Below are 24955 nucleotides of genomic sequence, written 5' to 3' on the forward strand. Positions count from 1 at the left end.
GCGGGCTGACCCATTCCCGGCTCTGTCCGGAAGGCACGGCGAGCGCCGAAGCTACACCACTCCCTGGGACATCATCCCTCGCAGAATCTTCTCGGTGGCCTCCGAGCGGAACAGCACCAGTTTGTGAGCCATCAATTTGCCCATTTAGGATATCGCAGACCGCCATTTGCAACGACCTGACTGCTCGTCGCGTCCCGCCATCGAGCGAGGCAACTTCATATTGACGCGCATCAATCGCCGTCCGATCGACGCCTTGGCGGCCGGTTTGACATGCGTCAACGCTTTCGTTCGCAAATTGCCTAATTCTTTCGAAGTGACAGTTCGCACTTCTTTCCTCTCGACAGGCAAGTCCGAAAGCGAAGTTCGACCTCATGAATGGATTTCTGGCGGCGTGACGAGGTCGATCCTAGTAGAACCGCCGCTGTCCGCCCTGATGGCGCGCAGCCCCATTGGTGCGGCCGGAGCCCAGGAGACATGTCGATGCTCCCTTGCAGCCAGGCAGGCGCCATCGCATTTCTCGCTCGCAGCGGCGGTCCTGCCGCGGAGACGGAAATCCTCGAAACGCATATTTCTCGGATATTCCTTACCGGCGATCGCGCATTCAAGATGAAACGCGCGGTGAAGCTGCCCTATCTCGATTTCTCGACACCCGAACTGCGGCTCGCCGCCTGCCGGAAGTTTCAACGCGTCGACCGCTCCGGGGCTCTACATCGACGTGCGGCAGATCACGCGCGGCGCTGACGGTCGGATCGTCTTCGACGGGAGTGGGATGCTGGTGGATGCGGTCGTGGAGATGAAGCGATTCGACCAATCGCTTCTGCTCGATCGCATGGCGGACGCGGGCGCGCTGACGCCCGAACTGATGGCGCAAACCGCGTGCATGATCGCCCATTTCCACAATCAGGCGCCCGTCATACACGCCGGCGAGGGCGCTGCAAACCTTGCCACCGTTCTGGACATCAACAAGGCCTGTTTCGCGACGAGCCATGTTTTCAGCCAGGAGGAGGTGACTTCACAAGACGCGTCCTTCCGCCGGGCGCTGGCACGCCATGCCGAGACGTTGAACGAGCGCGAGACCATCGGCAAGATACGCCGCTGTCATGGCGATCTGCACCTGCGCAATATCTGCTTCTTCGACGGCCAGCCGCGCTTGTTCGACTGCATCGAGTTCAACGATCAGATCGCGACCGTGGACGTGCTGTACGATCTGTCCTTCCTGCTCATGGACCTATGGCATCGCGGCCTCCCGCACCTCGCCAATCTGGCAGCGAACCGGTATCTGGACGAAACGGAAAATGAGCATGGCTTCGTTCTCCTGTCTTTCCTGATGGCCGTAAGGGCGGCTGTCCGGGCGCATGTGACCGCGACGCAAATCGAAGAGGATGGGGACCCGGCGGGCGACCTGTCGGCACAAGCCCGGTCCTATTTCGACCTCGCCAGGCACTTGCTTCGCGCGCATCCTGCGCAGTTGATCGCCATCGGCGGACTAAGCGGGTCGGGCAAGACCACGATCGCAGAGGCGCTGGCCGCCGGCGTCGGCGGCGCGCCGGGCACCCGCATCGTCGAAAGCGACCGCATTCGCAAGGGCATGCATGACGTCTCGGCCGAGACGCGCCTGCCTGAGAAAGCCTATCGACCGGAGATCTCCGAGCTTGTCTACCGGGAATCGCCTGGCGGAGCGGTCTCATCTTAGCCGAAGGCGGAGCGGTCATCGCAGATGCCGTGTTCGACCACCCGGCGGATCGCCAACGCATCGAACAGGTTGCACATGAGCGCCACCGTCCCTTCCTCGGCGTCTGGCTTGACCTCTCTCCCGATGTGCTGTGGCGACGGGTCGAACAACGCCGCAGCGGTCCATCCGACGCCGCCGTCGATATACTGTCGCAACAGTTGCAGAAGGATTTGGGCAAGATCGGATGGCGCAGGATCGATGCCGCACGCAAGCCGACGACAATCGTCTTCGATATTCTCTCGATGGCGTCCGATCACCGAGCTCGCCCCTGAGACACCTCGCGCAGGATCATGTCGGCGGCCTTTTCCGTGATCATGAAAACGGCGGCGTGGTAGTCGCACCTGATCTTCGGATAAACGCCCCGTGGGTAGCATGGTACGACTTTCCTCCTCCACCATCTGCACGACCTTGGAGACGACAAAGCGCTTACGTCGCCGTAGAAGAAACCGGAATTGCCACGCATGACGACAACTTAAGATCTGTTGTAACACCGGCAGGTAATTTGCAGGCAACCCTGAAATAGACTGCCTCGTTCGCTCTCCCGCTTGCCCCGGCTCTCCAGAAACAGTATGATGACACTAAATCAACTAAAGATTGCACAAAGTCAGCCAAGCGCAATGTCAACTTGTTCAATACCGATTGGAAACTCGCACCGAGTTTCTCCCGCTGGCAGATGTACTGCTTTCGGCTCAATGCTTGACAGGATTTTGAAAGAATATTCATGTGATTATTACAATGCCTCGCGTTTTCCAAGCCGGCACCGGCCTGGCCTATTGGAGAACGTTATTGTTAGCAACTGGCCTGAGGAGCCTCTTTCTCTTTACGGGAACGATGATATATTTAATTGTAGTCAAATTGTATTATGGTTAAGGAAATCCATTCGGCCTGTTTGTGTCAACAGGCTACTTCACGCGCATGGCGGGATGCCTGATGCTGGCGAATGCAGTGGGGATTTATACCGAGACGAGGGGTTTGCAAATACCATAGGTTTTTCGGTTTTTGACAATGAGCGAACGAAATATCTAATCATGATCTCTGGCAAACAAGGTCTTGTAGATGAGGCCCGAGCGGCGACGCTCATCATTGAGACCGCGTCCGCGCTGGACCGTGTCGCGCCCCAAAATGACTGCGATCTATATGATCTAGGGGGGCGGGAGCTTGAGTGTCTTGGCTGGTCGGCAGAGGGCAAAAGTAGCGACGAGATTGCAATTATCCTCGGCCTCAGTCCCTATACAATCAACGGCTATTTGAAATCTGCGATGTACAAGTTGAACACGTTTTCGCGCATACAAGCGGTCGCTAAAGCCAGCCGGCTAGGGCTAATTTAGCTCCGTCACGGGAAACATTCTCTGCTCAATCAATGTCATGTATGGATGCCCCGTAGGTGCAAGTAGTTTTTGACCGGCTTGGGTGTGTGATCAGGTGCGGTCGTGTATCAGGCCTTTCGATGCGACGATGATAGGACCGCGGGCCGGTATGGCGATGCGCGGATTAGAGGCATATCAACAGATCGAGCTCATTGGCTCCTGCAAAAATACTGCGTTTTCTAACCCGGATCTGGTCGATCCTTTGCCCTTACTGTCCAGTGACCTCCTCACACCCCCAACGTACCGGGACGCAATGGCAAGCGCGATACGCTATGCCATCGTCGCCGCCGGATTCCAGTAAATCGTCATCATGGCCCAGAGGCCACGCGCCATCTTGTTTGCCAGCGCAATCGCGGCGACCATGCGTGGCTTGCAGGCAAGCAAGCGCTTCAGCCAGCCATTGTTCGGCGTGCCAAAACGCTCGACTTTTGCACCGCCGCTCTGAAGCGGGATCGTTGTGGATGGTCGTTGATTACGGCGTGGCTCTCGGCCTTGCGGCTTATGGCACCAACGACATGACCAACCTGTCGATTCTGAAGGGTTGGCCGGTTCTGCTGACGATCGTTGATCTGGTATGGGGCACGGTCCTGACTACCGCGGCGAGTGAGTGCGGCTACGTCGCGGCCCGCCACGTCGGTTAGCACGTGTCGAACTTCTTTACCGGGGACACGCATTTCGGAGACACTCGCGTCCTGCGCATCGATCGTCGTCCATTTCCCGACATGGCATCGCATGATGTTGCACTCATCAAGGACTGGAATGCCGTCGTCGGGCAGGATGACGAAGTCTGGCATCTCGGCGATTTCATGTCGGAGATTGTGCCGACTTGCTTGGAAAGCTGAACGGGATGAAACATCTTATCGTCGGAAATAACGATCCGGAGACGACGACCGGAGCCGAGGGGTGGGAAAGCGTTCAGAGGGCGCTCAACCCCTCATGGGGAGCGCCCTCGTCACCCGCGACAACAAACGCGCATCTTCATGATGCTGCAGGCCGTCGGCAATGTGGGTGGTGATCCTCAAATGACGATTGTCATCGGCATTTTTAAGGTCACATCGCCTTCGCCGTCGTCTCCATCCACGAACGATGGCGCAGCTCGTCTTCGTGAGCCTTCATGAAGAAAGCCTTCGACTGAGGGATCGCGTCTTCATGACGGGACGCGCGCTCGTACGCCGTGACGGTGTCGTCCTCGTTGGTCTTCATCGCCTTCAGGATCGCGGCATCGCCCATTAGATCGGCAAGCGCGATCTTGCCAGTTGTCAGCATCTGCTTCATGTCGCCTTCCGTCGGCGCTTCGATACTGAGTTCGCGTGCCATCTCGTTCAGAATCACGACATGCTGCAGGTGGTCCTGCTTGAATTCAGCGATCTTCGCGCTGAGCGTCTTGTCATCCAGCCGCTCGATGCATGAGTCGTATGCCGCGATCGCATCGTGCTCCAGATACAATAGATCCTTCACGAGCTTTTCGATATTGCCTTCGTGACCTACCATGGTGACCATGAGTGCCTCTCCGTTTACTTGGCTGGGACCCGGCTAACGAACCGTTGGGAATAATGTTCCGCAGATGGACTTCAAACAGCAAAAGCGGATCCGAAGCAATCATCGGCACCCTTTTCGAGGGTGAGGATCGCGGCGGACGGGTAAAGGTACTCGCCTGGCATTTCGTTGCCCGCAGCGAGAAATCGGGAAAACCGCTGCGTTTACCGTCTCCGTCGCGCCCGATTGGCACGCCGCGACCTCGGATGTGAAACCAAAGGAACGCCTGAAAGTTCCTGGGGCATGGCAGCGAAACGTTCAAAGAACCAGTGCATCCCGCAATGCCGGATGGACGATATTTCATCGTCCGAGGTCGGCTTTGGCGCAAGAGCAATTCCGAACTCGGCGATGACGAGCGGTTTAGGCTGGTGAAGGAATTGATGGCGGCTCGGCGTGCTGCCAAGGATGCGAAAGGCAATAGGGAAGCAATCGCCGAGGCTCGCAGGCGCGTCGATCAGGCGAAGGTCGGCCTCGGCGAGCGCGGAGAGGTTTGGTGACGGATCGCCTGACTACAATCGGCGCATGGCCAAGAACACGCCGTGTTCGCGTAGCTTGGCATCAGCACCGCGATCCTCCTCCCAAGTATGGTGCGTCCCATCAGGAAGGCTCGCTCTCTTAGCAGCGGGCCTCGTTTTTCTGACAGCGTCGCGGTTAGGGAAGAAGCGGAGTTTCCGCTGCCGCCTTTTTCTTCGACCACAGCTCCGTCGTGCGATCCATGACGATCAGTTCTGGCGGGAATGTTCGCTTCTGAAACGCGAGCGCGTCATGGCGCTCTGCTTGGCTATCCTAGTGAAGCGATGGGGCTTCTCTGCAGTTTATGTGAGCTTCCCGGCACGCCGACAAGAATTTGTCGCGAGCCGCATGAGGAGAGCCATTGCCGCACAGCGCCGCGATGCAGGCCCGTTTGGCAGCAAAGTAGGTCTCGCTGCGCACTCCATCGGGCCAGGAATGGGTGAGCGCGTTTAGTGCCTCTTCTGGGCATCTCACAACCTTGATCAGTCTTTGTGGCGTGTCGATGCACACGGGCACGCCCCATGTCGAATGCAATCCGACGGTTATGACGTCCCCCATCCCGGCTCTCCTCCAGAAACCAACACTTGAATTCTCGGGGGACGGCTTTGTTCCTAGACAGGAGAGATATTTTTCAGAGGTGCGGCCGACTTGGCTTCCAGACAGCAGGAAGACGTGGGTACCGACCTAACCGCCGACCTGGGCATTCATCGGCGGTAGTATCCGAAGCGGGCGGCCCTCAGCGAAAGCGTTGACCAGGCGCGGTGGGCCGTTCCGAAAGCTACCCCTGCAACATTGACAGCAACAAAGCAGTAAACTGCGCACATCGGTTTGCCCGCGATGGATGGCCAACTCGAGGCCCGAACCGCTGGCGTAGCGCTCACTCAGTTGGCTATGTCAGCCCCGCTCAGTTCAGCCGCGACTTCAAACGGCACTTCCGCCGCACCGCTTCAGAAGAGGCGAAATGGGTCCGCCAGCATCTCGGCGCGCTTGCCTTGGGGTTATAGGGCGATGGTCCATTTCTGGCGCACTGCCAACGTGCGCGCTCTGGAGTTATGGTCTGCTTGCCGGCAATGGCAACGATGAACTCTACGACGTAACAAGACGCTTTTCAGCCTTTTCGCGCTACCTGCTATCGATTAAGTTGAAGCCGAAATATCTTCGCTATCTTCCTACGGTCAATCCTCTCCACTAGACTTTGAGTCCGTCTCGGAAGGCGTGGGCAAGATGTGAGGCACCGCTGCGAGAATGACCAAGACGATCGCGGTCGATAAGACGGCAGTTACCTCCATTCCGAGGCCGGCCATTACGCCGATCGCGGCTGTCGCCCAGATACTGGCCGCTGTGGTGAGCCCTTCTACCTCGCGCTGCGCCGAGCGGATTATGATAGCACCCGCGCCGAGGAAGCCTATTCCTTGGACGACACCCTGCAGTACCCGTGACAGATCGCCGATCTGCATGCCGCTCTGCAGTGGACCTAAAACGAAAAGTGCAGCACCCACAGCAACCAACATGTGAGTTCGCAAGCCAGCACTTCTGCCCTTGCTCTCGCGTTCGAACCCGAGAACCCCGCCGAGTACAGCAGCGATCACAAGGCGCACACTGATGCGAGTTATGGCCGACGCGTCTGGAACATCAGAGAATTCTTTGACTAACGTCCCCCAAACTTCGTCTCCCACCGTCTCAATCCTTCTCTCGTTCGCACATTTGGCATGTAAACGAGGTGCCATACAAACGCTGCACTGGCAACTTCACTGCCGCCATCGTTACCCGTGAGGGTAGCGTTTGCGCTGATAGCGGGGAAGAACAGCGATTTCGCACCGTCAATTGCCGCGGGATTCCTTCCGCAACCGCCTAGGCCGAGGCGCAGAAGCAGATTGAGGCCCCTCGCCCACTATACGTGCTGGAGCGCAAGAAGGCGCAGATAGAGCTGCCGCTACAATGACCGCCGAAGCCAAGAGAGAGGCGCCGCAGAGAGATGAAGCCGCGGAAGTTCTCGCGCTCCACAAGGGCGACGCAATCGAAGCCATCCGGAGCCTGCTCGCCGAAAGAGATTGTCTGGAATAACGGCTGGCGACTGCCGTCGTCATCATGGGCACCGGATACGCGCGCGGCTGGGCTGGGGGCCCTAATTATGCCAGAGAGCTATCGACGCGACTTGCTGCATCCTCGAGATCGCATGAGGGCACATACGCTGACCAAAGCGGACGAGATTGGCCAGCTTCTTAACGTGAGGTGCGGCGTTTGCAACGTTTCGCACTTTTACCGGCCCGGAGGTGTTTCCTTTCGGGTGGTTGCCAAAGTAATGGGATGCGTGATGGCGTAGTCACCGTCCGGACCCAACCCATCGACGCGGACGAGTTCGACCAGTCGGCGGGACGATCCACGTCCGGCAAGAACGGCGACAAGGTCGATGGTTTCGGCGATCAGGGCGCGCGGGACGGTGATGACGGCTTCCTGGATGAGCTGTTCGAGGCGTCGCAGCGCGCCAATGCCGGAACCGGCATGGATGGTGCCGATTCCGCCCGGATGGCCGGTGCCCCATGCCTTGAGCAGATCGAGGGCTTCGGACTCGCGCACCTCGCCGACCGGGATACGATCCGGGCGCAGGCGTAACGACGAACGCACCAGGTCGGAGAGCGGCGCCACGCCATCCTTGGTGCGCATCGCGACCAGATTGGGCGCGGCGCATTGCAGTTCGCGCGTGTCTTCAATGATCACGACGCGATCCGAAGTCTTGGCGACTTCTGCCAGCAGCGCGTTGGTCAGCGTGGTCTTGCCAGTGGAGGTGCCGCCCGCAACGAGGATATTGGCCCGCGTGGCGACGTTCAGGCGCAACACTTCGGCCTGAGGGCTGGTCATGATCCCGGCGTTCACATAGTCGTCGAGCGTAAACACCGCGACGGCGGGCTTGCGGACGGCAAAAGCAGGTGCGGCGACAACTGGCGGCAATAGTCCCTCGAACCGTTCGCCGGTTTCGGGAAGCTCAGCCGACACAGGCGGGTTGCGAGCATGAACCTCGGCGCCGACATTGTGGGCGACGAGCCGGACGATGCGTTCGCCATCGGCCGCGGACAGCCTCTCACCCGTATCGGCCAACCTTTCGGACAGCCGATCCACCCATATGCGGCCATCCGGGTTCAGCATCACCTCGACCACACCGGGATCTTCCAGAAACCGGGCGATGGAGGCCCCAAGCCCGGTGCGAAGCATCCGCGCGCCACGGGCAATCGTTTCCGGATTCTGATGTAATGCGGTCATAGCGGTTCCGTTCATGACGGGGCGCGCGAAAGCCAGACCCCGGATCGGGGTCGATTAAAAGAACCTGATTTTGACGCGTTTCAACAGTTGTTTACGCGCATGCGGTCATCGGCGGCAATAGGCGGTAAATCGGAGGGGAGGTAAGCTTGACAGCTTGACAATAAACTACATTGACCAGAGCTATGTCGACACTGGGACAAAGCAGGGGAATGACCAGTAAAGCAACAACGCGTATACAATGAGCAACCGTAGCGTCTTGGTGAGCCAACTAAAATCTGCACCGGCCTCACTCGCGGTGAGGTTGGATGACGCTTACAGAATACTCCGATACCTTCAGCTCACGACAGGATCTGCCACCCCGCTCAATGACCGGCCCCGTCGCTCACCACGGCCAAGTCGGCCAAAACAACCGACCTAGCCTGATCCGATGCTTTTATGACGTCACATAATCTTCAATAAGCGTCGGCTGGGAATTTTCCTGACAGTAAATTTGATCCAGAACACCGCAATCTGCGTAGTCAGACCGTAGAGACAATAAATCGGCTCTTTACCAAACCGACACCATCTAACATGGGAGAACTGGGATGCTGCGCAAGTTTTTGATGACTACGGCGGCGACAGCTATGCTGGCAGGTGCTGCGATGGCGCAAGACGCCAAGCAGGACATTGTAGATACTGCTGTTGCTGCTGGTGATTTCACGACGCTGGTTGCTGCGGTTCAAGCCGCAGGGTTAGTGGATGCGCTCAAGGGCGAAGGGCCGTTCACCGTCTTCGCTCCTAACGATGCAGCTTTTGCTGCACTGCCAGCAGGCACGGTGGATACGCTTCTGAAGCCCGAGAACAAGGATCAGCTGGTTTCGATCCTGACCTATCACGTGGTTCCAGGAGCAGTCATGTCCGCTGATCTGACCGAAGGCATGATGGCCGCCACCGTTCAGAGTGCCAACGTGACCTTCACGCTCGATGGTGGTGCCAAGGTCAATGACGCCAATATAACGAAAGCGGATATTGCGGTCTCGAATGGTGTGATCCATGTCATCGACAAGGTTATAATGCCGCCCGCAAAATAATGTGACCTAGCGCACCGACATGTGCAATTCACATAGCAATCCTGGCCAGATGGCCAGGATTGCCCGGCCTGCAATTTACCGATGTCTTGATGTTTTGATGAAGCGGTCGAAGAAGCCAAGAACCACGATACCGGCGCTGCAAATCGTGACGATCAACCAGTCGCCAGCAGCAATATTGGCTATAATCACGCCGAAAAGCGCCCAGATGACTCCGGCACGGAAGGTCCAGATGTGCGCACGAGCCGCGGAGAGGGCTATTGCCACGACCAGGACACAAGCAATCAGCGCAATCGCGGCCACCTGCGGTGATAATATTCCGTAGCCGGTCGCGACGACAGATACCGCAACACCTGATGCGGCGGTGAGCCAGCCAGCATAAAGGCCCAAAGGTCCCCATTCCCGCCAGTTTGAGTCCGTATGAAGCATTGCAATAATTGCCGCTGTCGTCATTACCAGGATCATTATTGTTGCAAGCAGTGGAGATCGCATGGCAGTCTCAACCCAGAACACGCCGATCAGAAGGCTGACGCCAAGCGGCCAGATAGCGCGTTCCCATGCCGGCATCGTTGCCGGTCGCCACAACGCCCATGTTGCAGCAAGTATCAGCCCCAAATAGATCACGCCCCAGATGGAGAAGGCCGATCCGACTGGCTGTGCTGGCCAGCGATCGACTTGTACAGGAAAGCTCTCGCGGTAAAAACCGCCAAAGCCGTTGGAAAAGAAGGGTGATATTGCAAACGCCACCGCCAGAAGCAGAAGGATGATCCTTGCCACTCGGTCATTCATCTCAATTCTCCAAACATTCAGCGCGGAAATGCGCCAGGGCTGCCAATGCAGCTTCACGCCCTTCAGCCAGCATGGAAGGCGGGCCGGCATGCCAGTGGTCTGCGCTCCATGAGCGGGGTATGCTTTCCTTCCATAAAGCAGCTTCGTGACCGCAGCAATTGTCGAACCCGGCAAGCCACCGCCGACGATACTCGCCCCGAGGATCATATTGCTCTGCCTGTTTTACAGGGTTGAAGATGCGGAAGTAAGGGGCAGCGTCCGGGCCACATCCAGCTACCCATTGCCAGTTCATTGCGTTGGCTGCAGGATCCCAGTCGGTAAGGCAATCGGCAAAATGCGCGAGCCCTGCACGCCAGTCGACCAGGAGATGCTTGGTCAGCCAGCTTGCCACCACCATGCGCACACGGTTGTGCATCCGTCCCGTCAACCACATCTGGCGCAATCCTGCATCGACGAGGGCGACCCCGGTTTGCCCGCGCTGCCAGCTGATCAGGCTTCCGCTGTCCATGCGCCATGGAAAGCGTTCCCATTCTGCGCGCCAGCAAGCCGCCGGCATGTCAGGGAAATCAACGAGAAGATGCCAGAAAAACTCGCGCCAGATCACTTCCGATAGGAACTTGTCGATGCCGGAGGCATGTTCAGGCGCGATTTCAGATCGCAGCATCGCCTTTGACCAGAGCGTCCGAGGACTGATTTCACCCAGCGCCAGATGTTCGGACAGATCCGAGCCTGCTTCCAGATCCGGACGGTCACGCCGGGTCGGATAATCACAGGCACGATCCAGAAAGTCGTCCAGCCGGGCAACGGCGGCATCCTCCCCCACCGGCAAGGCAAAACGTTCCAGTGCCGCTCGACCTCGGCGCAGGTCCGGGGCCAGATCAAGCGTGTTGAGATCAACCCCATCAAACGGCTGGTTGTAGGCCGTGATGCGTCGCGGCGCATCGGGGGAAGGCAGGTCGGGGCCGCGCCGCCGGAGCGTGCGTGCGAAAGGTGTATAAACCCGATATACGTCATCATTACCCGTGCGGATCGAGCCGGGATCAGCCAGCAGATGCCCCTGATGCAAAACCAGCACAGCATCCTGTGGCTGCAGCGCCTCGTGGACGCGCTTCTGCAAGGCCCGCATTTCTCCGACAGGCCAGTCAATCTGGTGCAAACGGCGTGCGCCGAGCCGCGCCATCAGGCCCGGCAGGATTTCATCCGGCTCGCCGCGAAGCACAGTGATGCCCTTGCTGCCGGTGCGAACTCGCAACGAGATATCAAAAGCCCTCAGGGCCCGCGCCAGCCGCCAGCGACTGGCTGCACCCTGAGCCATGGTCAGCCGGTCGATAAAAAACACCGTCAACAGCGGTCCATCGGCAATCGCGGCCAGAAGCGCCGGGTTGTCATGCAGACGGAAGTCGCGTGCCAACCAAAGGATACCGGGCGCGGTCATTCAACCCACCTCATCGGTATGAGCCAGCGTTACCTGAACCACATCGCAGCGCGCGGTAACAAACGCTGCCGCACAACCTTCCAGATAAAACTGCCAGCCGCGCAGAAAAGTCTCATCAAAACCAAGCCGCAGGATGCGTGAGCGTCGTTGCATCATCGTCTCGCACCAGATCCTGCATGTGCGGGCGTAGTCCTGCCCAAAGGCGTGGGTGTCGCGCACGCGCAGGCCAGCCTTTGTCGCCTCATGGGCGATGATAGCCGAACAGGGCAGCATACCGCCAGGGAAGACATGCTGGCGGATAAAATCTGACCGGCCACGATAGACTGAAAACTCACCATCCGGCACGGTGATTGCTTGCAAGACCACGCGCCCCCCAGGTGCCAGGCGCGCTTTGAGGGTGGCGAAATAGGTGGGCCAGTAGCGTTCGCCTACCGCTTCGATCATCTCGATCGACACGATATTATCATAGCGGCCGGTCACCTCCCGATAATCCTGAAGCCGGATCTCGGCGCGACCATCAAGCCTTGCGTCGGCATAACCCTTTTGTGAGTGTGAAAGAGTGATGGCTGTTACGTCGTGGCCGCGCTCGGCTGCGGCTTCGGCAAAGCCGCCCCAGCCGCAGCCGATCTCAAGCAGGCTTTCGCCAGCCGCCAAACGGGACAGGACACGCCCGTTCTTTCGGGCTTGGGCGCGAGACAGATCATCGCCTTCTTCAAACAGCGCCGAAGAATAGGTCATGCCGGGGTCGAGCCATTGCTGGTAGAACTCGTTGCCTACATCGTAGTGCGCGCGAATATTACGCCACGATCCGCGCAAGCTGTTCAGCCGCACCAATCGGTCAACCAGTCGCATCCGCACAGCATGAAACCGTCCTGGATCACTCCACCCAGCACGAAGGCTCACGTTGCGCAGAGCAAGCGATAGTGTGGCTTCCAATGTCTCGCTATGCCAGTCACCGGCGATCCAGCCTTCCCCCAATCCGACATCACCGCGCAGCGCCAGGCGGGACAGCAGTCGCCAGTCGCGTATCTGCAAATCGGCTTCAGGACCGCTGCTGCCAAAGCGATGGCATGTGCCTTCCGGCGTGGTCAGGGTGAGAATGCCGTCAGTGATGCTTTCCAGGGCTGACAAGAAGCGGGACCTGAGAGAGTATGTTGCAGGGTTCATCAACTGATTTCCTGATCGGGAGGGCTGGGAGGGCGGCTAAAGGCTGCGCCTTTCAGCATCAGCCGTAACGCGTGCCAATAGATTTGCGCAATCACACGCAGTGCGCCTCCGGGGCGGCGAAGCGTGGCTGCAAGGATCCTGCCTGTGGTAAGCGGGGACAGCGGCCCCGCCATAGAGGTATCAATACCAGCGCTTCCATCCTCCTGGGCGATGCGAATAGCGATGTGGTCGGGGCGCAGAGCGAACCTGAAATGATATTCGCCCGCCACCTCTTGAAACGGCGAGACATGAAAAACCTTGCGAGCGGTCAGTTCCGTTCGGGCGGTGATTGGAGCAAATTCCGGCCGGACCAGCAGGTAACTGTGACGCTGGCCGAAAGTGTTGTTGACCTCGGCAATCACAGCGATCAGTGCATTGCCTTCGATAAGCATCCAGAAACTGACCGGGTTGAACCAGTAGCCCAGAAACCGTGGCTGCGTCAGCAAGGCCAGCACCAACCCTGGTCCACGGTCAATCCCAGCCCTATTGAAATGTTGCCAGGCCCACTGCGCGCCTGTACCCGCCCTACGTGGTCCACCGTGATCGGCGTCATGAAAGGCGATCAGGCCGAACCTGTTATGTCCCATTAACCTTGGCGGATGAACGTGTTCAGGCGCCAGTAGCACATGGTCTGCATGGGTGCGGAATGTATGGCGCAATCCACCGCGTCGGGCATGAGTGACCCATGCCGCCATAGCCAGCACATCCCCTGCCTCAAGGCGGGCGGCAAGTGTCATGGCTGCACCGAAACAGGCAGCATCTGGCGCGCGATGCGCATGGCGCTGGCAAAGCCGTCTTCATGAAAACCATTGCGAAGCCACGCGCCGGCAAACCATGTGTTGCGGCTGCCCTGCATTGCAGCAATCCGCGCCTGTGCATCCAGCGCCGCCAGATCAAAAACCGGATGGCGGAATGTCACCTGATCATAGATCAGCCGCCGGTCAATCCCGGCATTCTCGTTGAGCGTGACAAACTGCGGGTCATCCTCTGGAATGTTTTGCAACCTGTTCATCCAGTAGGTGACACTGACCGCTGACGAGGCAGCATCGCTGCGGCTGACCCAGGAACTCCAGCAACGGCGACGCTGGGGCATCACGGATGGGTCGGCATGCAATATCGCATGGTTAGGCTGGAAGCGAATCATGGACAGGGCTGCGCGTTCGGCCTCGTCGGCGTCCGTCAATATCTCCAGTGACTGATCAGGATGAGTTGCAAGAATGACGTGATCAAATTCCTGAATTTCTGAACCACTTCCGCGCAGCATCAAGCGACTGCCGGATCGCACGACCGAACGCACAGGTGTGCCGGGCCGCAAATCAACGCTTGAGCTTTGCAGTGCCGCGGTCAATCGCTCGACATAGCCTGTTGAGCCTCCGTCCACTGTCCACCACTGATGATGCTCGCCACGCGACAAAAGACCGTGGTTGCGCATGAACCGGACCAGCGCACCGGCCGGGAACGTGCCGATATTATGATCCGGCGTGGACCAGATCGCTCCGCAAAATGGATAAAGGTAATAGTCACGGAACCAGGCACCCAAACCCATCTGCTCGATCAGCGCCTCAAGGGTCAATCCGGGTGTCGCCGCGACCTGCGCTTCGGCCCCGGCATTGAAACGAAGGATATCCCGGATCATCAGATGGAATCGTGGATCAAAAATGTTGCGCCGCTGGCCATAGAGCGCATTGCCTGAACGCAGCGCATACTCAAGCCGCCCCCCACCCAGCGATACTGCGAAACTCATGTCGCTTCTGGACAGCGGCACATCGAGATCACGAAACATTGCCGTGAGATGAGGATAATTCACATGGTTGAATACAATGAAGCCAGTATCTACCGGCTGATCGCCCCGCTTGCCGGCAAGAACGGTGCGCGCATGGCCGCCCAATCGGTGTTCCTGCTCATACAGCGTCACCTGATGATGGCGTGACAACAGCCATGCACAGGCCAGGCCCGAAATGCCTCCCCCTACGACAGCGATGCGCTGCGGCAAGATTTTTTCAACATTAAAAGGCATTTGGCCCTCTGTTTCTGATCTGATAACATTACGCGCAGAACCAGTTTTCGGATCAAAATTGATCTGAAATACTCCGTCGACCGTATGGCGCAGCATGAAGATTGCATTTGCGCCTGTCGGATTACGGTCCCATGAATTTTTCAGACCAATGGCCTTGGCATCAGTCGATGGAAGTGTTGCGCATTTCAGGAGGGCGGATCAAACAACCAATGGAGGATCTTTCCCACCTGAGTGGTGATCTGATTGCGGTTCGTGACAATCGCGACCGTCAGGCTTTCGGGCGGCTATTTGATCATTTTGCACCTCGCCTCAAATCAATGATGCTGCGCAGCGGGCTGCGCGATGGAACGGTTGAGGATGTGGTGCAGGATGTGATGCTGGCAGTCTGGCACAAGGCCGGGCAGTTTGATCCGCACCGGGCAGACGCCGCCGGATGGATCTATGGCATCGCCAGGAACCGGCGCATCGACATGGCCCGGCGTCGCCCGCTTGTCCAGCCCGATGAAATACCCGAGATCGAGAGCGATGAACCTGACGCCACGCAGGTTCTTGGCCTGCAACAGGAAGCGCATCATCTGAACGAAGCTCTTTCCCGTCTTGCTCCAGAGCAGGCAGAGGCTTTGCGCGCCGCCTATTTTGACGACATCCCCCACAGCCGCATAAGTGAAATGACGGGGTTGCCACTTGGCACCATCAAATCCCGCATCCGCCTTGGCCTTGAACGCCTCAGGCATGAGCTGAAGAGTATAGCACCATGACCGAGATCCGACATCATATCCCCGATCATATCCTTGATGCATATAGCGCCGGCACGTTGCCGCACGTCTTTGCTGTTGTTGTCGCCACACATCTGTCGCTTTGCGACCAGTGCCGAGCGAGCCATGAAGCAGGCGACATGATTGGTGGTGTGCTTTTGCATAAGGAACAAGGCGTAGCCTTGCGTCATGATGCACGCCAGCGAATGATGGCTGCACTGGATACACCGCCACCCTCGCCTCCTCTGCGCGCCTCGGGAATATTCCCGGCGCCAGTCATGCAGGAACTGGGTGGAAAGCCTCCACGCTGGCGCATGCTGGGCGGCGGCATCCGTCAGCAGATCTTATCTGCCGATCGCGAAGGATCCTTGCGGTTGCTCTATATTCCGCCCGGCAAGGCAGTTCCCGAACACGGGCATCGTGGACAAGAGCTGACACTGGTGCTGCAAGGGAGCTTTTCCGACAGCGAGGGCAGTTTTTATCGCGGTGACGTCGAAACAGCGCATGAACAGATTGATCATCAGCCGGTGGCCGGCCCCGGCTTACCTTGCATTTGCCTGGCTGCTACGGATGCGCCTCTGCGCTTTCACGCGATGATCCCACGGCTTTTTCAGCCGATATTCCGGATCTGACTTATGGATTACAAGAACCACCGCATCTGGATCATCGGCGCCAGCGCGGGAATCGGCGAGGCGCTGGCCCGTACATTCACTGGATATGGCGCACGCTTGATCCTTTCAGCCCGTAATGAGGCGGCCTTGATGGCACTGGCAAAAGATTGCGGCGGCTGTCAGGTTCTGCCGCTCGATCTGGCACGACCCGAAACGCTGGCGGACGCTGTAAGTACGATATTGCTCGAAGACACGCCTCTGGATGCAGTTATCTGCACGGCAGCGCTTTATGATCCCGGCCGGGTTGCTGATATTGATCCGGCAAAGGCCGAGGCAATGGTGCGGGTAAACATATTGGGCATGATCGAGGTTGCACGCTTGTGTCCGCCTCTACTGCGCAATGGCGGCCAATTGGTTATGTTCGGATCAGTAGCGGGCTATATAGGGCTGCCGAAGGGGCAGCCCTATTCCGCAACAAAGGCAGCAGTCAACAATCTCGCCGAGACACTCGCAATAGAACTGGCGCCCAACGTAGATGTACGGCTGGTTTGCCCGGGTTTCGTTGAGACAAGATTGACGGCGAGAAACGATTTCTCAATGCCGGCGATCATTACCCCGGATCAGGCGGCCAAAGCGGTGCTGCGCGGCATGCAAGGGCGAGGGTTCGAGATCCATTTTCCAGGCCGCTTCACATGGGCTGTGAAGCTGCTAAGGGCTTTGCCCTATACGCTCTCGCTTCGCCTGATACGACGGTTGCGCTAAAGCGTGCCGCGATCTTTCAGATTCGCCAACAACGCTTTAACTCTTTGTTTTCACGCATGTCTTTGTCGCGAAAGCGGTGTCCTCTTTCAGGAGACATGCTTTAACCATTCAGTTGAAGCGGCCCGACAGAGCAATAACCCCCGCCCAGGCAGAAAATCCGGTCAGTAGCGTTCCCCAAAGACCGTCAACAATCACCTGCTCCCAGGACCAATCAGCAAGCGTGGCGTAGTTGGTCATCTCGTAGGTGCCATAGCACATAAGCCCGACTATCAGTCCCCCGATCAGCGCGTGCACAGGATCGTTCCCTTTCAGGGCCGGCCAGGAAACCAGCCACACAAGCCCGGCGACATACCCGAGATAGAACAGAGCTGCCGGACCAAGCCGCAACGGTTCGGCAAGCAGATGGCCGACATTGCGCTCGAAAACGGGGCGAATCAGGAACTGGATTCCAACGAAGTCCAGAACCAGAAAGATGACGGTCGTAAGCCCATAGAGCAGAAAAGCTTGTGTCACAGGGAATACCTCGTGCAAATATTTTTAGGTTCTCGATACCAAGCGTCAGAGGCGGCAGGGCTGCAGTCGTTGGATACCTGGTTCACTTACGCCCGAAACAATCCAGCGGATCAAATTGCGTACGCTCGCAGCGCGTCATTTTCCAAACTCTATGATGGGGACAACCGGGGCCTGTTACCCTAATCGTTCGCCAAAATTCCTGGAAATTTCTGATCCGCTTGTTGCCCTCGCTCGTAACAAGACAAGTTGAACAGACAAAGACCAGATGAAATTTGGGAACGCACTCCGAAAATTCCGCTGCTTGAAGCCAAATCAAACGGAAGACGGCTTCAGTCAGACTGCGAGACAATCCTTCTAGCTGCAGCAAGGCAGCCGATTGGTGAATGAAAATCTGCCTGCAACCAATCATAGCTATTTAATGAGTAAATTGATGAATGATGCATCGTCGCCTGTGATCGAGAATGCCCCCGCCGATCATCCGGATGTGGAATTTGGAAAGATCGGTGTCCTTCTTATCAATCTGGGTACACCCGACTCAACAGATCCTGCTTCGCTGCGTCGATATCTGGCAGAATTTCTGACGGATCGGCGCGTCATCGAATGGCCTCGCTGGCTCTGGTACCCGATATTGTACGGCATCGTGCTAAATACGAGGCCGAAAAAGGTTGGGAAGGCCTACGAGACCATTTGGAACAAGGAAGAGAACGAAAGTTTTTTGCGGACGTACACGCGAAACCAGGCCCTGGATTTGAGCAGAAGACTGTCTGACGTTCCATCGCTGCGCGTTGAGTGGGCGATGCGATATGGCAAGCCCTCGATACGCGAAAAGATATCTGAACTGCAGAAATCCGGATGCGAAAGAATCCTTCTCTACCCACTTTATCCGCAATACGCAGCCGCAACGACAGCAACGGTCAATGACGAAAGTTTCAGAGCTCTAACCGAGCTCCGATGGCAGCCCGCAATCCGAACAGTGCCCAGATATCACGATGATCAGGTCTATATCGAGGCTCTTGCAACTTCCATTGAAAGTCATTTTGCGGCGCTGGATTGGGAACCGGAAGTGCTGTTGACGTCCTATCACGGAATACCAATGTCGTATTTCAAGAAGGGAGACCCATATCACTGCCAATGTTACAAAACATCCAGATTGCTCAGGGAGCGTCTTGGCTGGGATAAAGATCGCATGATGGTGACATTTCAATCGAGATTTGGTCCGGAAGAATGGCTCCAGCCATACACTGACAAAACCATAAAGTCATTGGCTAAAAATGGAACGAGGGAGATCGCAGTGATAAACCCAGGCTTTGTTTCGGATTGCCTCGAGACACTCGAAGAAATGGGTGTGGAAGCGAACGAAATTTTTCTGGGTCATGGCGGAGAAAAATTTACCCACATCCCATGTTTGAACGACAGCGATATTGGAATGAATGTCATTGAACACATTGTTCGTAAAGAGTTATCTGGGTGGGTATAAAATTTCGGAATAAAATCTTGATCTCTTCAATTGGAATTTGAACTTCCCCCCTTTTGAGCATTCATCAGCAGCGATATCGCGCGACAATTCCTTCAGAAATCTGTCGCCAGTGGCGAGACGCTTACGGGTCGAGAGATGCCTGCCGCGCGACCATGCGCATACGTTGGCGCATGACGCGGGCCTTGGCGGCATCGACGTCGGGCTCATCATCGAGAAAGTCGAACTCCTGCGATGCCGGCGGTGGTGGCGGGATGATTTTCTCATGTTCGGGAAGCTCCGGCTCGCAACGGATACCGGCATTGGCAGGATCGTCGTCGGACGTGTTCGACGCGGGTCCGTGGCCAGCCGCGGGCGCAACGACACGGCTCGTCCAGTGGTCTGGTGCCGATGTTGCCATCTTCACCGACTGCTTTTTTAGATCGGGCGGCGGCAACACCCGTTCCTGAAACCGCGTATCGGCATAATAGCGCGCCTTAGCCGCGCGGATCGGCGGCACGCCCGCCACCATGACGATCTCGTCGGGCGTCAGGAGTGGCCGCGCCGTTTCCTGCCGCGACACCATGAGATGCCCCAGCCGTGGCGCGAGGCGATGGCCCCGCATAGTTGGTGGAATCGCGCATTTCCGTGGCCGTGCCGAGCGCATCACTGATCCGTTTGGCGGTGCGTTCATCATTGGCAGCAAAGGCGACACGCACATGGCAGTTGTCGAGAATGGCGTTGTTCTGTCCATAGGCACGCTCGATCTGGTTGAGCGACTGCGCGATCAGGAACGCTTTCAGGCCATAACCGGCCATGAAGGCGAGCGCCGATTCAAAGAAGTCCAACCGCCCGAGCGCGGGGAACTCGTCCAGCGTCAACAGCAGGCGATGGCGCTTGCCGGAGGTTTCCAGCTCCTCGGTCAGCCGCCGCCCGACCTGATTGAGGATGAGGTGGATCAGCGGTTTGGTGCGGTTGATGTGCGAGGACGGTACGACGAGATAGAGGCTGAAGGGTTCTTTTGCACCGACCAAATCGGCGATGCGCCAATCGCAGCGCGCCGTCACGCGGGCCACAACCGGATCTCGGTAAAGACCGAGAAACGACATGGCGGTCGAAAGCACGCCGGAGCGTTCGTTCTCTGATTTGTTCAAAAGCTCCCGCGCAGACGAGGCAATGACGGGATGCCACCCCGGCTTCGCCCAGATGCGGCGTGTCCATCATCGCGCGCAAGGTCGCCTCGACGGGACGGCGCGGATCGGACAGGAAATTGGCGACGCCCGCCAGTGTCTTTTGCTTCTCGGCATCGAGAACATGCAGGATCGCGCCGACAAGCAGGCTGTGGCTGGTCTTTTCCCAGTGGTTACGTTTGTCGAGACTGCCTTCGGGATCAACGAGAATGTCCGCGATGTTCTGCACATCGCGTACCTCCCATTCACCCTGCCGCACTTCCAGAAGCGGGTTGTAAGCTGCCGAATGCACGTTGGTCGGATCGAACAGCAGGGCACGGCCATGACAGGACCGGAAACCTGCAGTCAGATTCAAGTTCTCGCCCTTGATGTCATGGACAATGCAGCTTTCCGGCCAGGTCAGCAGCGTCGGCACGACGAGGCCCACGCCCTTGCCGGATCGGGTGGGCGCAAAGCAGCACATGCTCGGGGCCGTCATGACGCAAATAATCCTTGCTGTGCCGCCCCAACACGACGCCATCCGGGCCGAGCAATCCGGCCGCATGGATTTCCCTATCCTCGGCCCATCGCGCCGAACCGTATGTGGTGACATTGCGGGCCTCCCGTGCCCGGATGATCGACATGAGGAGGGCGGCAGCGATAGCAAGAACCGCGCCGGACGTGGCGATGAAGGCGCCTTCGGTGAAGATGCCGGGCGCATAGGCGTCATAAGAAAACCACCACCAGAAGAGGGCAGGTGGATAATAGAATGGCCATCCGGCAATATCGAACCAGGGATCGCCGAGCTGGGGCTGGAAGCCGAGCCGGAAAGCCACCCATTGCGTTGCAGCCCAGACCATCACCAAAATAATGGTGAACACGGCAATGATCTGGCCCCAGAGTATTCGGCCTCCACGCATATTATGCCTCCAGATTCTTCGAGAAATGGGACGGGCGGCCCCCATGCGGTGAACCTTTGGTTATCTGCTGTGCAGCGCTAGCCAATGCACCAATGCAGTTCCGTCGGCGGCCACTGGTTTACAACGCCAGCGCCGCAGGTAGTTACCCCCCTTGCGGCAGACAGGCGCCTGGGAACAAAGCGCTCCGTGCCCGATTTCCCTCCCATGACCAAAGGAAACGAAACAATAAGTTCGATGGGCGCCGAACTCGGTATCGCCACGTCCGCGGCATCGACCACCCTCGGGAATTCCGAGGCAAGTCCCGCGTCGTGGTGGTGTTCGAGGAGCTCTCAAGCGGAAAGGCTGAGATCCAGGAGTACCTGCTAGCTGACAAGTTTTCAGCCCTGCGGAAACACAACGTGGTTTTGATCCGGGTGGCGGCTCACGGTGTATTCGAAAGCCTATATCCGAGGGATGACTTAAGTCCGGACGCAATCCGCGAGGAGCTTGGCGGGCATGAGGTTGAGAAATTCGAAGCCGTTCTTCTCGGAATTGACGGCGTGGTACAGCTGCGATCCAGCCAACCGGTTGCGGTCGATTATCTTTGCCAACTGATCGAGAAAATGCCCGAGGCCGGCGAGCAGTGAGGCGCTGAGTGGCGCGCTGGGTGATTTTTGAGGCAGTCCCAACGATCTTCGCGAGTTTGCACGTCCGCGGATGCCGGCGCCTCAATTGGCAGAGGCCGCACGAAGCGGCCTCATATTCATACATATACGTCGTATTGCGCCACGATTAGGCACACTGCTTTAGTTTTTCCTTATCGTTGGCAGCGGCCAATGTTTTCGCAGCCTCAATGAGGGCGGCTTTGCCCGCCCGGTCAGCGTAGGCTCCGCTCCTACCGAGGCACGACCTCTCCCCGCCTCTCGGCAGGAGCCTCCCATGCCTGCGCTCCGGATGAGGTGTTTCCTTTTCGGTTCAATATTCCACCGAGAAAGCCGGCACCCTTGGCCACGACGTCGTCGATTTTCGAGGCCGGCACTGGCAAACAATCGAATGGCACCGATCCGTCGACACCCAGGGCTTGGAGGATGGCGCGAGCCTCGACCACACCGCGCTGGGGGTCATACATCGGCGGCAGGGCCAACCTATCCGACACATTGCGATGCAGTGGCGCGGCATGGCAGCCGATTTCAATCCGCGACGGCTTCGCCGGCTGTTTCACTGTGACCTTCTCTGCTGTCGCAGCTCGATCCGCCTCGCCCGCCGCATGCGGCTCGGACAGGTAAGTCTGCTGTGCGAGTACGTCGTGTGCCTGCCGGCAATCTCGGCAACGCCGGAACCGCTTGTTTCGACCTCCTCCACAATCCGAACCTTGTCCTCGCCCGTCCAGCCGCGGCGGCGCTCCAAGCCCGTCAGAATATCGATCCACCCCATCAGTTCACCCTTGGTTACGTCGCTAACTACGAAATTTCCGGACGTAACTTGAGGGCATTGCGCAAAAGGCTGACCGAACGCTTACTTAGAATCGACGCTACGTATAATGTAAAGGTACGGCCGGGCGCCCCGGCCGCTCCCAGCGAAACCTCCAACATTCGGGGTGCATTGGATGCCGGCTCGAGAAGCCGCGCCGCCTCAATTCGTCAAGCGATATCCTCCGTTCGAACTGGCTTGTGGTCGCTACGGCGAAAGCACGTCCTCGCTTCTGAGGTCAATTGATGAAGCGGACGGCGAGCATCAATCGGTCGCCGCGTGTAGGCGGTGAGGCTCTGTGATAGCAGGATGTATCCTGCACGAACCCGGTTCCTGCCCCGCCTTCAATGACAATCTCATTTTGACGACCGAACTGCTTGTAGACCGCCTCTTGACTGGCGCGTGCCGATCCAAACAGCATTCTCAAAGGTTTGCGCTTGTGCGAGCGCTTCATCATTACATGAGCGCCAGAATAGCGATCGGTATCCGTTATGTAGAAGCTGGCATACAAGAAATCATAGCCACTAACGTCGTAGTGATAGTCGATCACGTGATGCTTCAAATTTCGCCGTTCCTCATCGCTTAAGTCAGAGCCGAAGCTCCAGTCGAGAATTGTGGTGACTCTAAGTGGGTCGTGCCGAAGGTAGCGGCGCACAATGTCACGCAACACGGGGTCGTCTATGATCCGCTGAACTGCGGGGCAGCGCGCAGGATTCTTTATCCCGCCAATCGGCATTTTTCTGCCGTCCGTGGAAATTCCGTTCACCACGTCCGCATATTTAAAGGTCGGGCCGTTCGGATCGTAGATTGCGTGCAGAGGCTCCGACAGCGCAAACGCTTTTATCTCAGCGACAACATCCTCCGGCAGATTAAGACCAACAAATACTGCCTCATCGCGAATACTCTTTACAACGGTTGATACAACGGACGAAGAGAAGAGCGATGATTCATTCACCTTTGATCGTCGAACCAAAGGAGATCTTATCCTTTCCAGAAAATGTCGGGTGGTGCCGTAAACGGCTCGCACCGTTCGAAAGCGCCCAAGAATATAGGAAAGCTCTTTTCTCCTAAATCGCCCTATTATTCCCGACGCAGCCATGACCGCTTCCTCTCAATGCGGTTAAACTGCGGAATACTACCGCGGATCACGAAAATGTCATTTGGGCCGTCCAGCGTCTTAAGACGTAAGTCAGCGCACTAATTAAATCGACGCTTACCTCTCCAGAAGTGCTTGCCAAGTGGCATCGCATTCTTGTAGCGCGACACGACCGCAGCCCTAAAGAGTGCGGAGCCTCATCAACCAATATGGCTACAGTTACACTTCGTCTCGGATGTCGTAGCGGAAACGCAGACCGCTCACAATCGCATCCGGTGGCGCGGGCCACTGGCGCTACCTACGGCCGCTTTCCTTTGAGACCACAGAGTTTCTAGGAAACAGAGCACCGCACGACAGTAAGAAGCCCCCTGCCGTTCGCGGATTAAGCAGTGATCCAACGAGACGCGACCGCTAAAACATATGCCACGCATGCCCGGCAGCGTTCCCCAAGACCATCGCAGCACCGGCAATGAGCCCGTTTAGCTGCCATGGATCGCGAATCTTGCCTGCGTGGCTTTTTACTTGAAACTGCGTGAAATTAAACGGGTCATACTAGTGACGTCGGCCTTCGTTCACGAACTGCTTCAGCAACTCGGTGTCGCGAACACCATACCCATAGATTCTTAATAATCGACGGCCGAGGATCTGGCCTTGGTCGCTGTCCGGCTTGATGGCGTGGTGCTCTGATATGCGGCGGAAAAGTCGTCGCAAAGTAATCAACTCGTTCCGATCGTAGACACCGAGATACTCAAATCCATATGGATGCCTGGCGGTAGATAAGGGAAACATCTTGCTCCTCCGTGCCTGCAGGCGGAAGAAGCCAACTTCCTGCCGTCGATGCCTGTTTCACATTTCGACGATATTAATAGTCTACGCGCTTTCGAGTAGGAGTCGAGTCGCTGAGCCAAATTGCAGCATATACGCGAAATGAAGCTCCGTCCGCGCAACGACAAGGCATTTGGGCCGCTCCTCATTCTTCGTTTGTATCCAGTGCATCCCGCCTTCGGCCGAGCGATACTCAAAGAGCCAACCCGTAATAACAACATGGTGCCCCTCACGGGCTGGGCACCGTGTGGCCAGCGCCTATGTACCGCCGGCCCGCACCGAGGGCGACATCATCATCCTCGACAATATCGGCAGCCACAAATGCCAGGCCGTCCGTCGGGCGTCCGGGCCGCAGGCGCACGCCGTCGAGGCAACATGGCGCAAGGCTGGCGAGATGCTTCTCACCAGCCGAGTGCGCATACAATCTCGCAAACTCAGGGTATGCTTCCGTATGAAAGCAGCATGTAATAAACGCGTCAGAA

20 protein-coding genes and 5 pseudogenes are annotated in these 24955 nt (G+C 57.6%); 11 read left to right on the forward strand and 14 right to left on the reverse strand.

The features are described 5' to 3' along the window. Positions 1 to 480: 480 nt before the first annotated feature. Positions 481 to 2004 (forward strand): annotated as a pseudogene (locus OCK02_RS24760) (AAA family ATPase). A 756-nt stretch (positions 2005 to 2760) separates the two neighbouring features. Next, on the forward strand, positions 2761 to 3060 hold the full coding sequence (locus OCK02_RS26180; RefSeq protein WP_318530158.1) for a helix-turn-helix transcriptional regulator: 300 nt from the start codon (positions 2761 to 2763) through the stop codon (positions 3058 to 3060). A gap of 309 nt (positions 3061 to 3369) precedes the next feature. Here the strand turns inward: OCK02_RS26180 and OCK02_RS24770 are convergent. Next, positions 3370 to 3519 (reverse strand): annotated as a pseudogene (locus tag OCK02_RS24770) (IS110 family transposase); the annotation flags it as partial. Between OCK02_RS24770 and OCK02_RS24775 the strand changes: the two are divergent. Both OCK02_RS24775 and OCK02_RS24780 read left to right on the forward strand, forming a co-directional pair. Further along, positions 3465 to 3740, forward strand: coding sequence for a DUF2177 family protein (locus OCK02_RS24775; protein WP_263815354.1), 276 nt, complete (start codon positions 3465 to 3467; stop codon positions 3738 to 3740). The pseudogene OCK02_RS24770 and the gene OCK02_RS24775 sit on opposite strands and share 55 nt — an antisense overlap. A gap of 3 nt (positions 3741 to 3743) precedes the next feature. After that, a pseudogene (locus tag OCK02_RS24780) lies at positions 3744 to 4018 on the forward strand (hydrolase); the annotation flags it as partial. 131 nt (positions 4019 to 4149) lie between these two features. Here the strand turns inward: OCK02_RS24780 and OCK02_RS24785 are convergent. After that, positions 4150 to 4599: a PA2169 family four-helix-bundle protein gene (locus OCK02_RS24785; protein ID WP_263815355.1), complete on the reverse strand. Its 450-nt coding sequence runs from the start codon at positions 4597 to 4599 to the stop codon at positions 4150 to 4152. Between the two features lie 822 nt (positions 4600 to 5421). Then, positions 5422 to 5706 (reverse strand): DUF982 domain-containing protein, encoded by a 285-nt coding sequence (locus OCK02_RS26310; protein ID WP_412178924.1) that lies wholly within the window; start codon positions 5704 to 5706, stop codon positions 5422 to 5424. Positions 5707 to 6023: 317 nt separating this feature from the next. On the opposite strand from OCK02_RS26310, the pseudogene OCK02_RS24795 reads away from it, so the two are divergent. Continuing rightward, a pseudogene (locus OCK02_RS24795) lies at positions 6024 to 6152 on the forward strand (AraC family transcriptional regulator); the annotation flags it as partial. 171 nt (positions 6153 to 6323) lie between these two features. Here OCK02_RS24795 and OCK02_RS24800 read toward each other — a convergent pair. Then, positions 6324 to 6824: an MgtC/SapB family protein gene (locus tag OCK02_RS24800; protein ID WP_263815356.1), complete on the reverse strand. Its 501-nt coding sequence runs from the start codon at positions 6822 to 6824 to the stop codon at positions 6324 to 6326. 583 nt (positions 6825 to 7407) lie between these two features. After that, a complete protein-coding gene (gene trbB, locus OCK02_RS24805; RefSeq protein WP_263815357.1) occupies positions 7408 to 8406 on the reverse strand; it encodes a P-type conjugative transfer ATPase TrbB in 999 nt (332 codons plus the stop codon). 602 nt (positions 8407 to 9008) lie between these two features. On the opposite strand from trbB, the gene OCK02_RS24810 reads away from it, so the two are divergent. Then, positions 9009 to 9476, forward strand: coding sequence for a fasciclin domain-containing protein (locus OCK02_RS24810; protein ID WP_263815373.1), 468 nt, complete (start codon positions 9009 to 9011; stop codon positions 9474 to 9476). Between the two features lie 75 nt (positions 9477 to 9551). Here the strand turns inward: OCK02_RS24810 and OCK02_RS24815 are convergent, their stop codons facing one another. Genes OCK02_RS24815 through OCK02_RS24835 form a run of 5 tightly spaced genes read right to left on the reverse strand, consistent with a single transcriptional unit; the run spans position 9552 to position 15016 of the window. Further along, entirely contained in the window at positions 9552 to 10262 is a 711-nt protein-coding gene (locus OCK02_RS24815) for a hypothetical protein (RefSeq protein ID WP_263815358.1), read from the reverse strand. Between the two features lies 1 nt (position 10263). Next, positions 10264 to 11697, reverse strand: a complete 1434-nt coding sequence (locus OCK02_RS24820) for a cryptochrome/photolyase family protein (protein ID WP_263815359.1) — start codon at positions 11695 to 11697, stop codon at positions 10264 to 10266. After that, the gene (locus OCK02_RS24825; protein ID WP_263815360.1) at positions 11698 to 12864 is read right to left on the reverse strand and encodes an SAM-dependent methyltransferase; all 1167 of its coding nucleotides are present in this window, start codon (positions 12862 to 12864) and stop codon (positions 11698 to 11700) included. Beyond that, positions 12864 to 13640 carry a DUF1365 domain-containing protein gene (locus OCK02_RS24830; protein ID WP_263815361.1) on the reverse strand — a complete coding sequence of 259 codons (777 nt, stop codon included), beginning with the start codon at positions 13638 to 13640 and terminating at the stop codon, positions 12864 to 12866. The genes OCK02_RS24825 and OCK02_RS24830 overlap by 1 nt, the downstream gene beginning before the upstream one ends. Next, positions 13637 to 15016, reverse strand: a complete 1380-nt coding sequence (locus tag OCK02_RS24835) for an NAD(P)/FAD-dependent oxidoreductase (protein WP_263815362.1) — start codon at positions 15014 to 15016, stop codon at positions 13637 to 13639. Before OCK02_RS24835 ends, OCK02_RS24830 begins: the two co-directional genes overlap by 4 nt. 35 nt (positions 15017 to 15051) lie before the next feature. Between OCK02_RS24835 and OCK02_RS24840 the strand changes: the two genes are divergently transcribed. From OCK02_RS24840 to OCK02_RS24850, 3 genes are read left to right on the forward strand one after another with little or no spacing between them, the layout of a single operon-like run. Continuing rightward, the gene (locus OCK02_RS24840) at positions 15052 to 15678 is read left to right on the forward strand and encodes a sigma-70 family RNA polymerase sigma factor (protein WP_263815363.1); all 627 of its coding nucleotides are present in this window, start codon (positions 15052 to 15054) and stop codon (positions 15676 to 15678) included. Further along, complete coding sequence (locus OCK02_RS24845; RefSeq protein ID WP_263815364.1) at positions 15675 to 16307, forward strand: ChrR family anti-sigma-E factor; 633 nt, start codon at positions 15675 to 15677, stop codon at positions 16305 to 16307. The genes OCK02_RS24840 and OCK02_RS24845 overlap by 4 nt, the downstream gene beginning before the upstream one ends. Positions 16308 to 16310: 3 nt before the next feature. Then, positions 16311 to 17048: an SDR family NAD(P)-dependent oxidoreductase gene (locus OCK02_RS24850; RefSeq protein ID WP_263815365.1), complete on the forward strand. Its 738-nt coding sequence runs from the start codon at positions 16311 to 16313 to the stop codon at positions 17046 to 17048. Between the two features lie 108 nt (positions 17049 to 17156). Here OCK02_RS24850 and OCK02_RS24855 read toward each other — a convergent pair whose 3' ends face one another. Next, entirely contained in the window at positions 17157 to 17561 is a 405-nt protein-coding gene (locus OCK02_RS24855; RefSeq protein WP_263815366.1) for a DUF2177 family protein, read from the reverse strand. Positions 17562 to 17991: 430 nt separating this feature from the next. Between OCK02_RS24855 and hemH the strand changes: the two genes are divergently transcribed. After that, on the forward strand, positions 17992 to 19038 hold the full coding sequence (gene hemH, locus OCK02_RS24860; RefSeq protein ID WP_263815374.1) for a ferrochelatase: 1047 nt from the start codon (positions 17992 to 17994) through the stop codon (positions 19036 to 19038). Positions 19039 to 19159: 121 nt separating this feature from the next. On the opposite strand, the pseudogene OCK02_RS24865 reads toward hemH, so the two are convergent. Next, a pseudogene (locus tag OCK02_RS24865) lies at positions 19160 to 21103 on the reverse strand (conjugal transfer protein TraG). Positions 21104 to 21195: 92 nt separating this feature from the next. On the opposite strand from OCK02_RS24865, the gene OCK02_RS24870 reads away from it, so the two are divergent. Beyond that, positions 21196 to 21729, forward strand: a complete 534-nt coding sequence (locus tag OCK02_RS24870; RefSeq protein WP_263815367.1) for a DUF4174 domain-containing protein — start codon at positions 21196 to 21198, stop codon at positions 21727 to 21729. Between the two features lie 248 nt (positions 21730 to 21977). Here the strand turns inward: OCK02_RS24870 and OCK02_RS24875 are convergent, their stop codons facing one another. Continuing rightward, on the reverse strand, positions 21978 to 22304 hold the full coding sequence (locus tag OCK02_RS24875) for a hypothetical protein (protein WP_263815368.1): 327 nt from the start codon (positions 22302 to 22304) through the stop codon (positions 21978 to 21980). A 486-nt stretch (positions 22305 to 22790) separates the two neighbouring features. Beyond that, on the reverse strand, positions 22791 to 23651 hold the full coding sequence (locus OCK02_RS24880; protein ID WP_263815369.1) for a hypothetical protein: 861 nt from the start codon (positions 23649 to 23651) through the stop codon (positions 22791 to 22793). Positions 23652 to 24955: the final 1304 nt, after the last annotated feature.

Source organism: Rhizobium sp. TRM96647, assembly GCF_025780115.1.
Lineage (GTDB): Bacteria > Pseudomonadota > Alphaproteobacteria > Rhizobiales > Rhizobiaceae > Mycoplana.

Bases quoted from the DNA above. Each gene is read 5' to 3' on its own strand.
- OCK02_RS26180 (WP_318530158.1), top strand. From the start codon at position 2,761: ATGATCTCTGGCAAACAAGGTCTTGTAGATGAGGCCCGAGCGGCGACG.
- OCK02_RS24785 (WP_263815355.1), bottom strand. From the start codon at position 4,599: ATGGTCACCATGGTAGGTCACGAAGGCAATATCGAAAAGCTCGTGAAG.
- OCK02_RS26310 (WP_412178924.1), bottom strand. From the start codon at position 5,706: ATGGGGGACGTCATAACCGTCGGATTGCATTCGACATGGGGCGTGCCC.
- trbB (WP_263815357.1), bottom strand. From the start codon at position 8,406: ATGACCGCATTACATCAGAATCCGGAAACGATTGCCCGTGGCGCGCGG.
- OCK02_RS24810 (WP_263815373.1), top strand. From the start codon at position 9,009: ATGACTACGGCGGCGACAGCTATGCTGGCAGGTGCTGCGATGGCGCAA.
- OCK02_RS24815 (WP_263815358.1), bottom strand. From the start codon at position 10,262: ATGAATGACCGAGTGGCAAGGATCATCCTTCTGCTTCTGGCGGTGGCG.
- OCK02_RS24820 (WP_263815359.1), bottom strand. From the start codon at position 11,697: ATGACCGCGCCCGGTATCCTTTGGTTGGCACGCGACTTCCGTCTGCAT.
- OCK02_RS24825 (WP_263815360.1), bottom strand. From the start codon at position 12,864: ATGAACCCTGCAACATACTCTCTCAGGTCCCGCTTCTTGTCAGCCCTG.
- OCK02_RS24830 (WP_263815361.1), bottom strand. From the start codon at position 13,640: ATGACACTTGCCGCCCGCCTTGAGGCAGGGGATGTGCTGGCTATGGCG.
- OCK02_RS24835 (WP_263815362.1), bottom strand. From the start codon at position 15,016: ATGCTGCGCCATACGGTCGACGGAGTATTTCAGATCAATTTTGATCCG.
- OCK02_RS24840 (WP_263815363.1), top strand. From the start codon at position 15,052: ATGAATTTTTCAGACCAATGGCCTTGGCATCAGTCGATGGAAGTGTTG.
- OCK02_RS24845 (WP_263815364.1), top strand. From the start codon at position 15,675: ATGACCGAGATCCGACATCATATCCCCGATCATATCCTTGATGCATAT.
- OCK02_RS24850 (WP_263815365.1), top strand. From the start codon at position 16,311: ATGGATTACAAGAACCACCGCATCTGGATCATCGGCGCCAGCGCGGGA.
- hemH (WP_263815374.1), top strand. From the start codon at position 17,992: ATGAATGATGCATCGTCGCCTGTGATCGAGAATGCCCCCGCCGATCAT.
- OCK02_RS24870 (WP_263815367.1), top strand. From the start codon at position 21,196: ATGCAGTTCCGTCGGCGGCCACTGGTTTACAACGCCAGCGCCGCAGGT.
- OCK02_RS24880 (WP_263815369.1), bottom strand. From the start codon at position 23,651: ATGGCTGCGTCGGGAATAATAGGGCGATTTAGGAGAAAAGAGCTTTCC.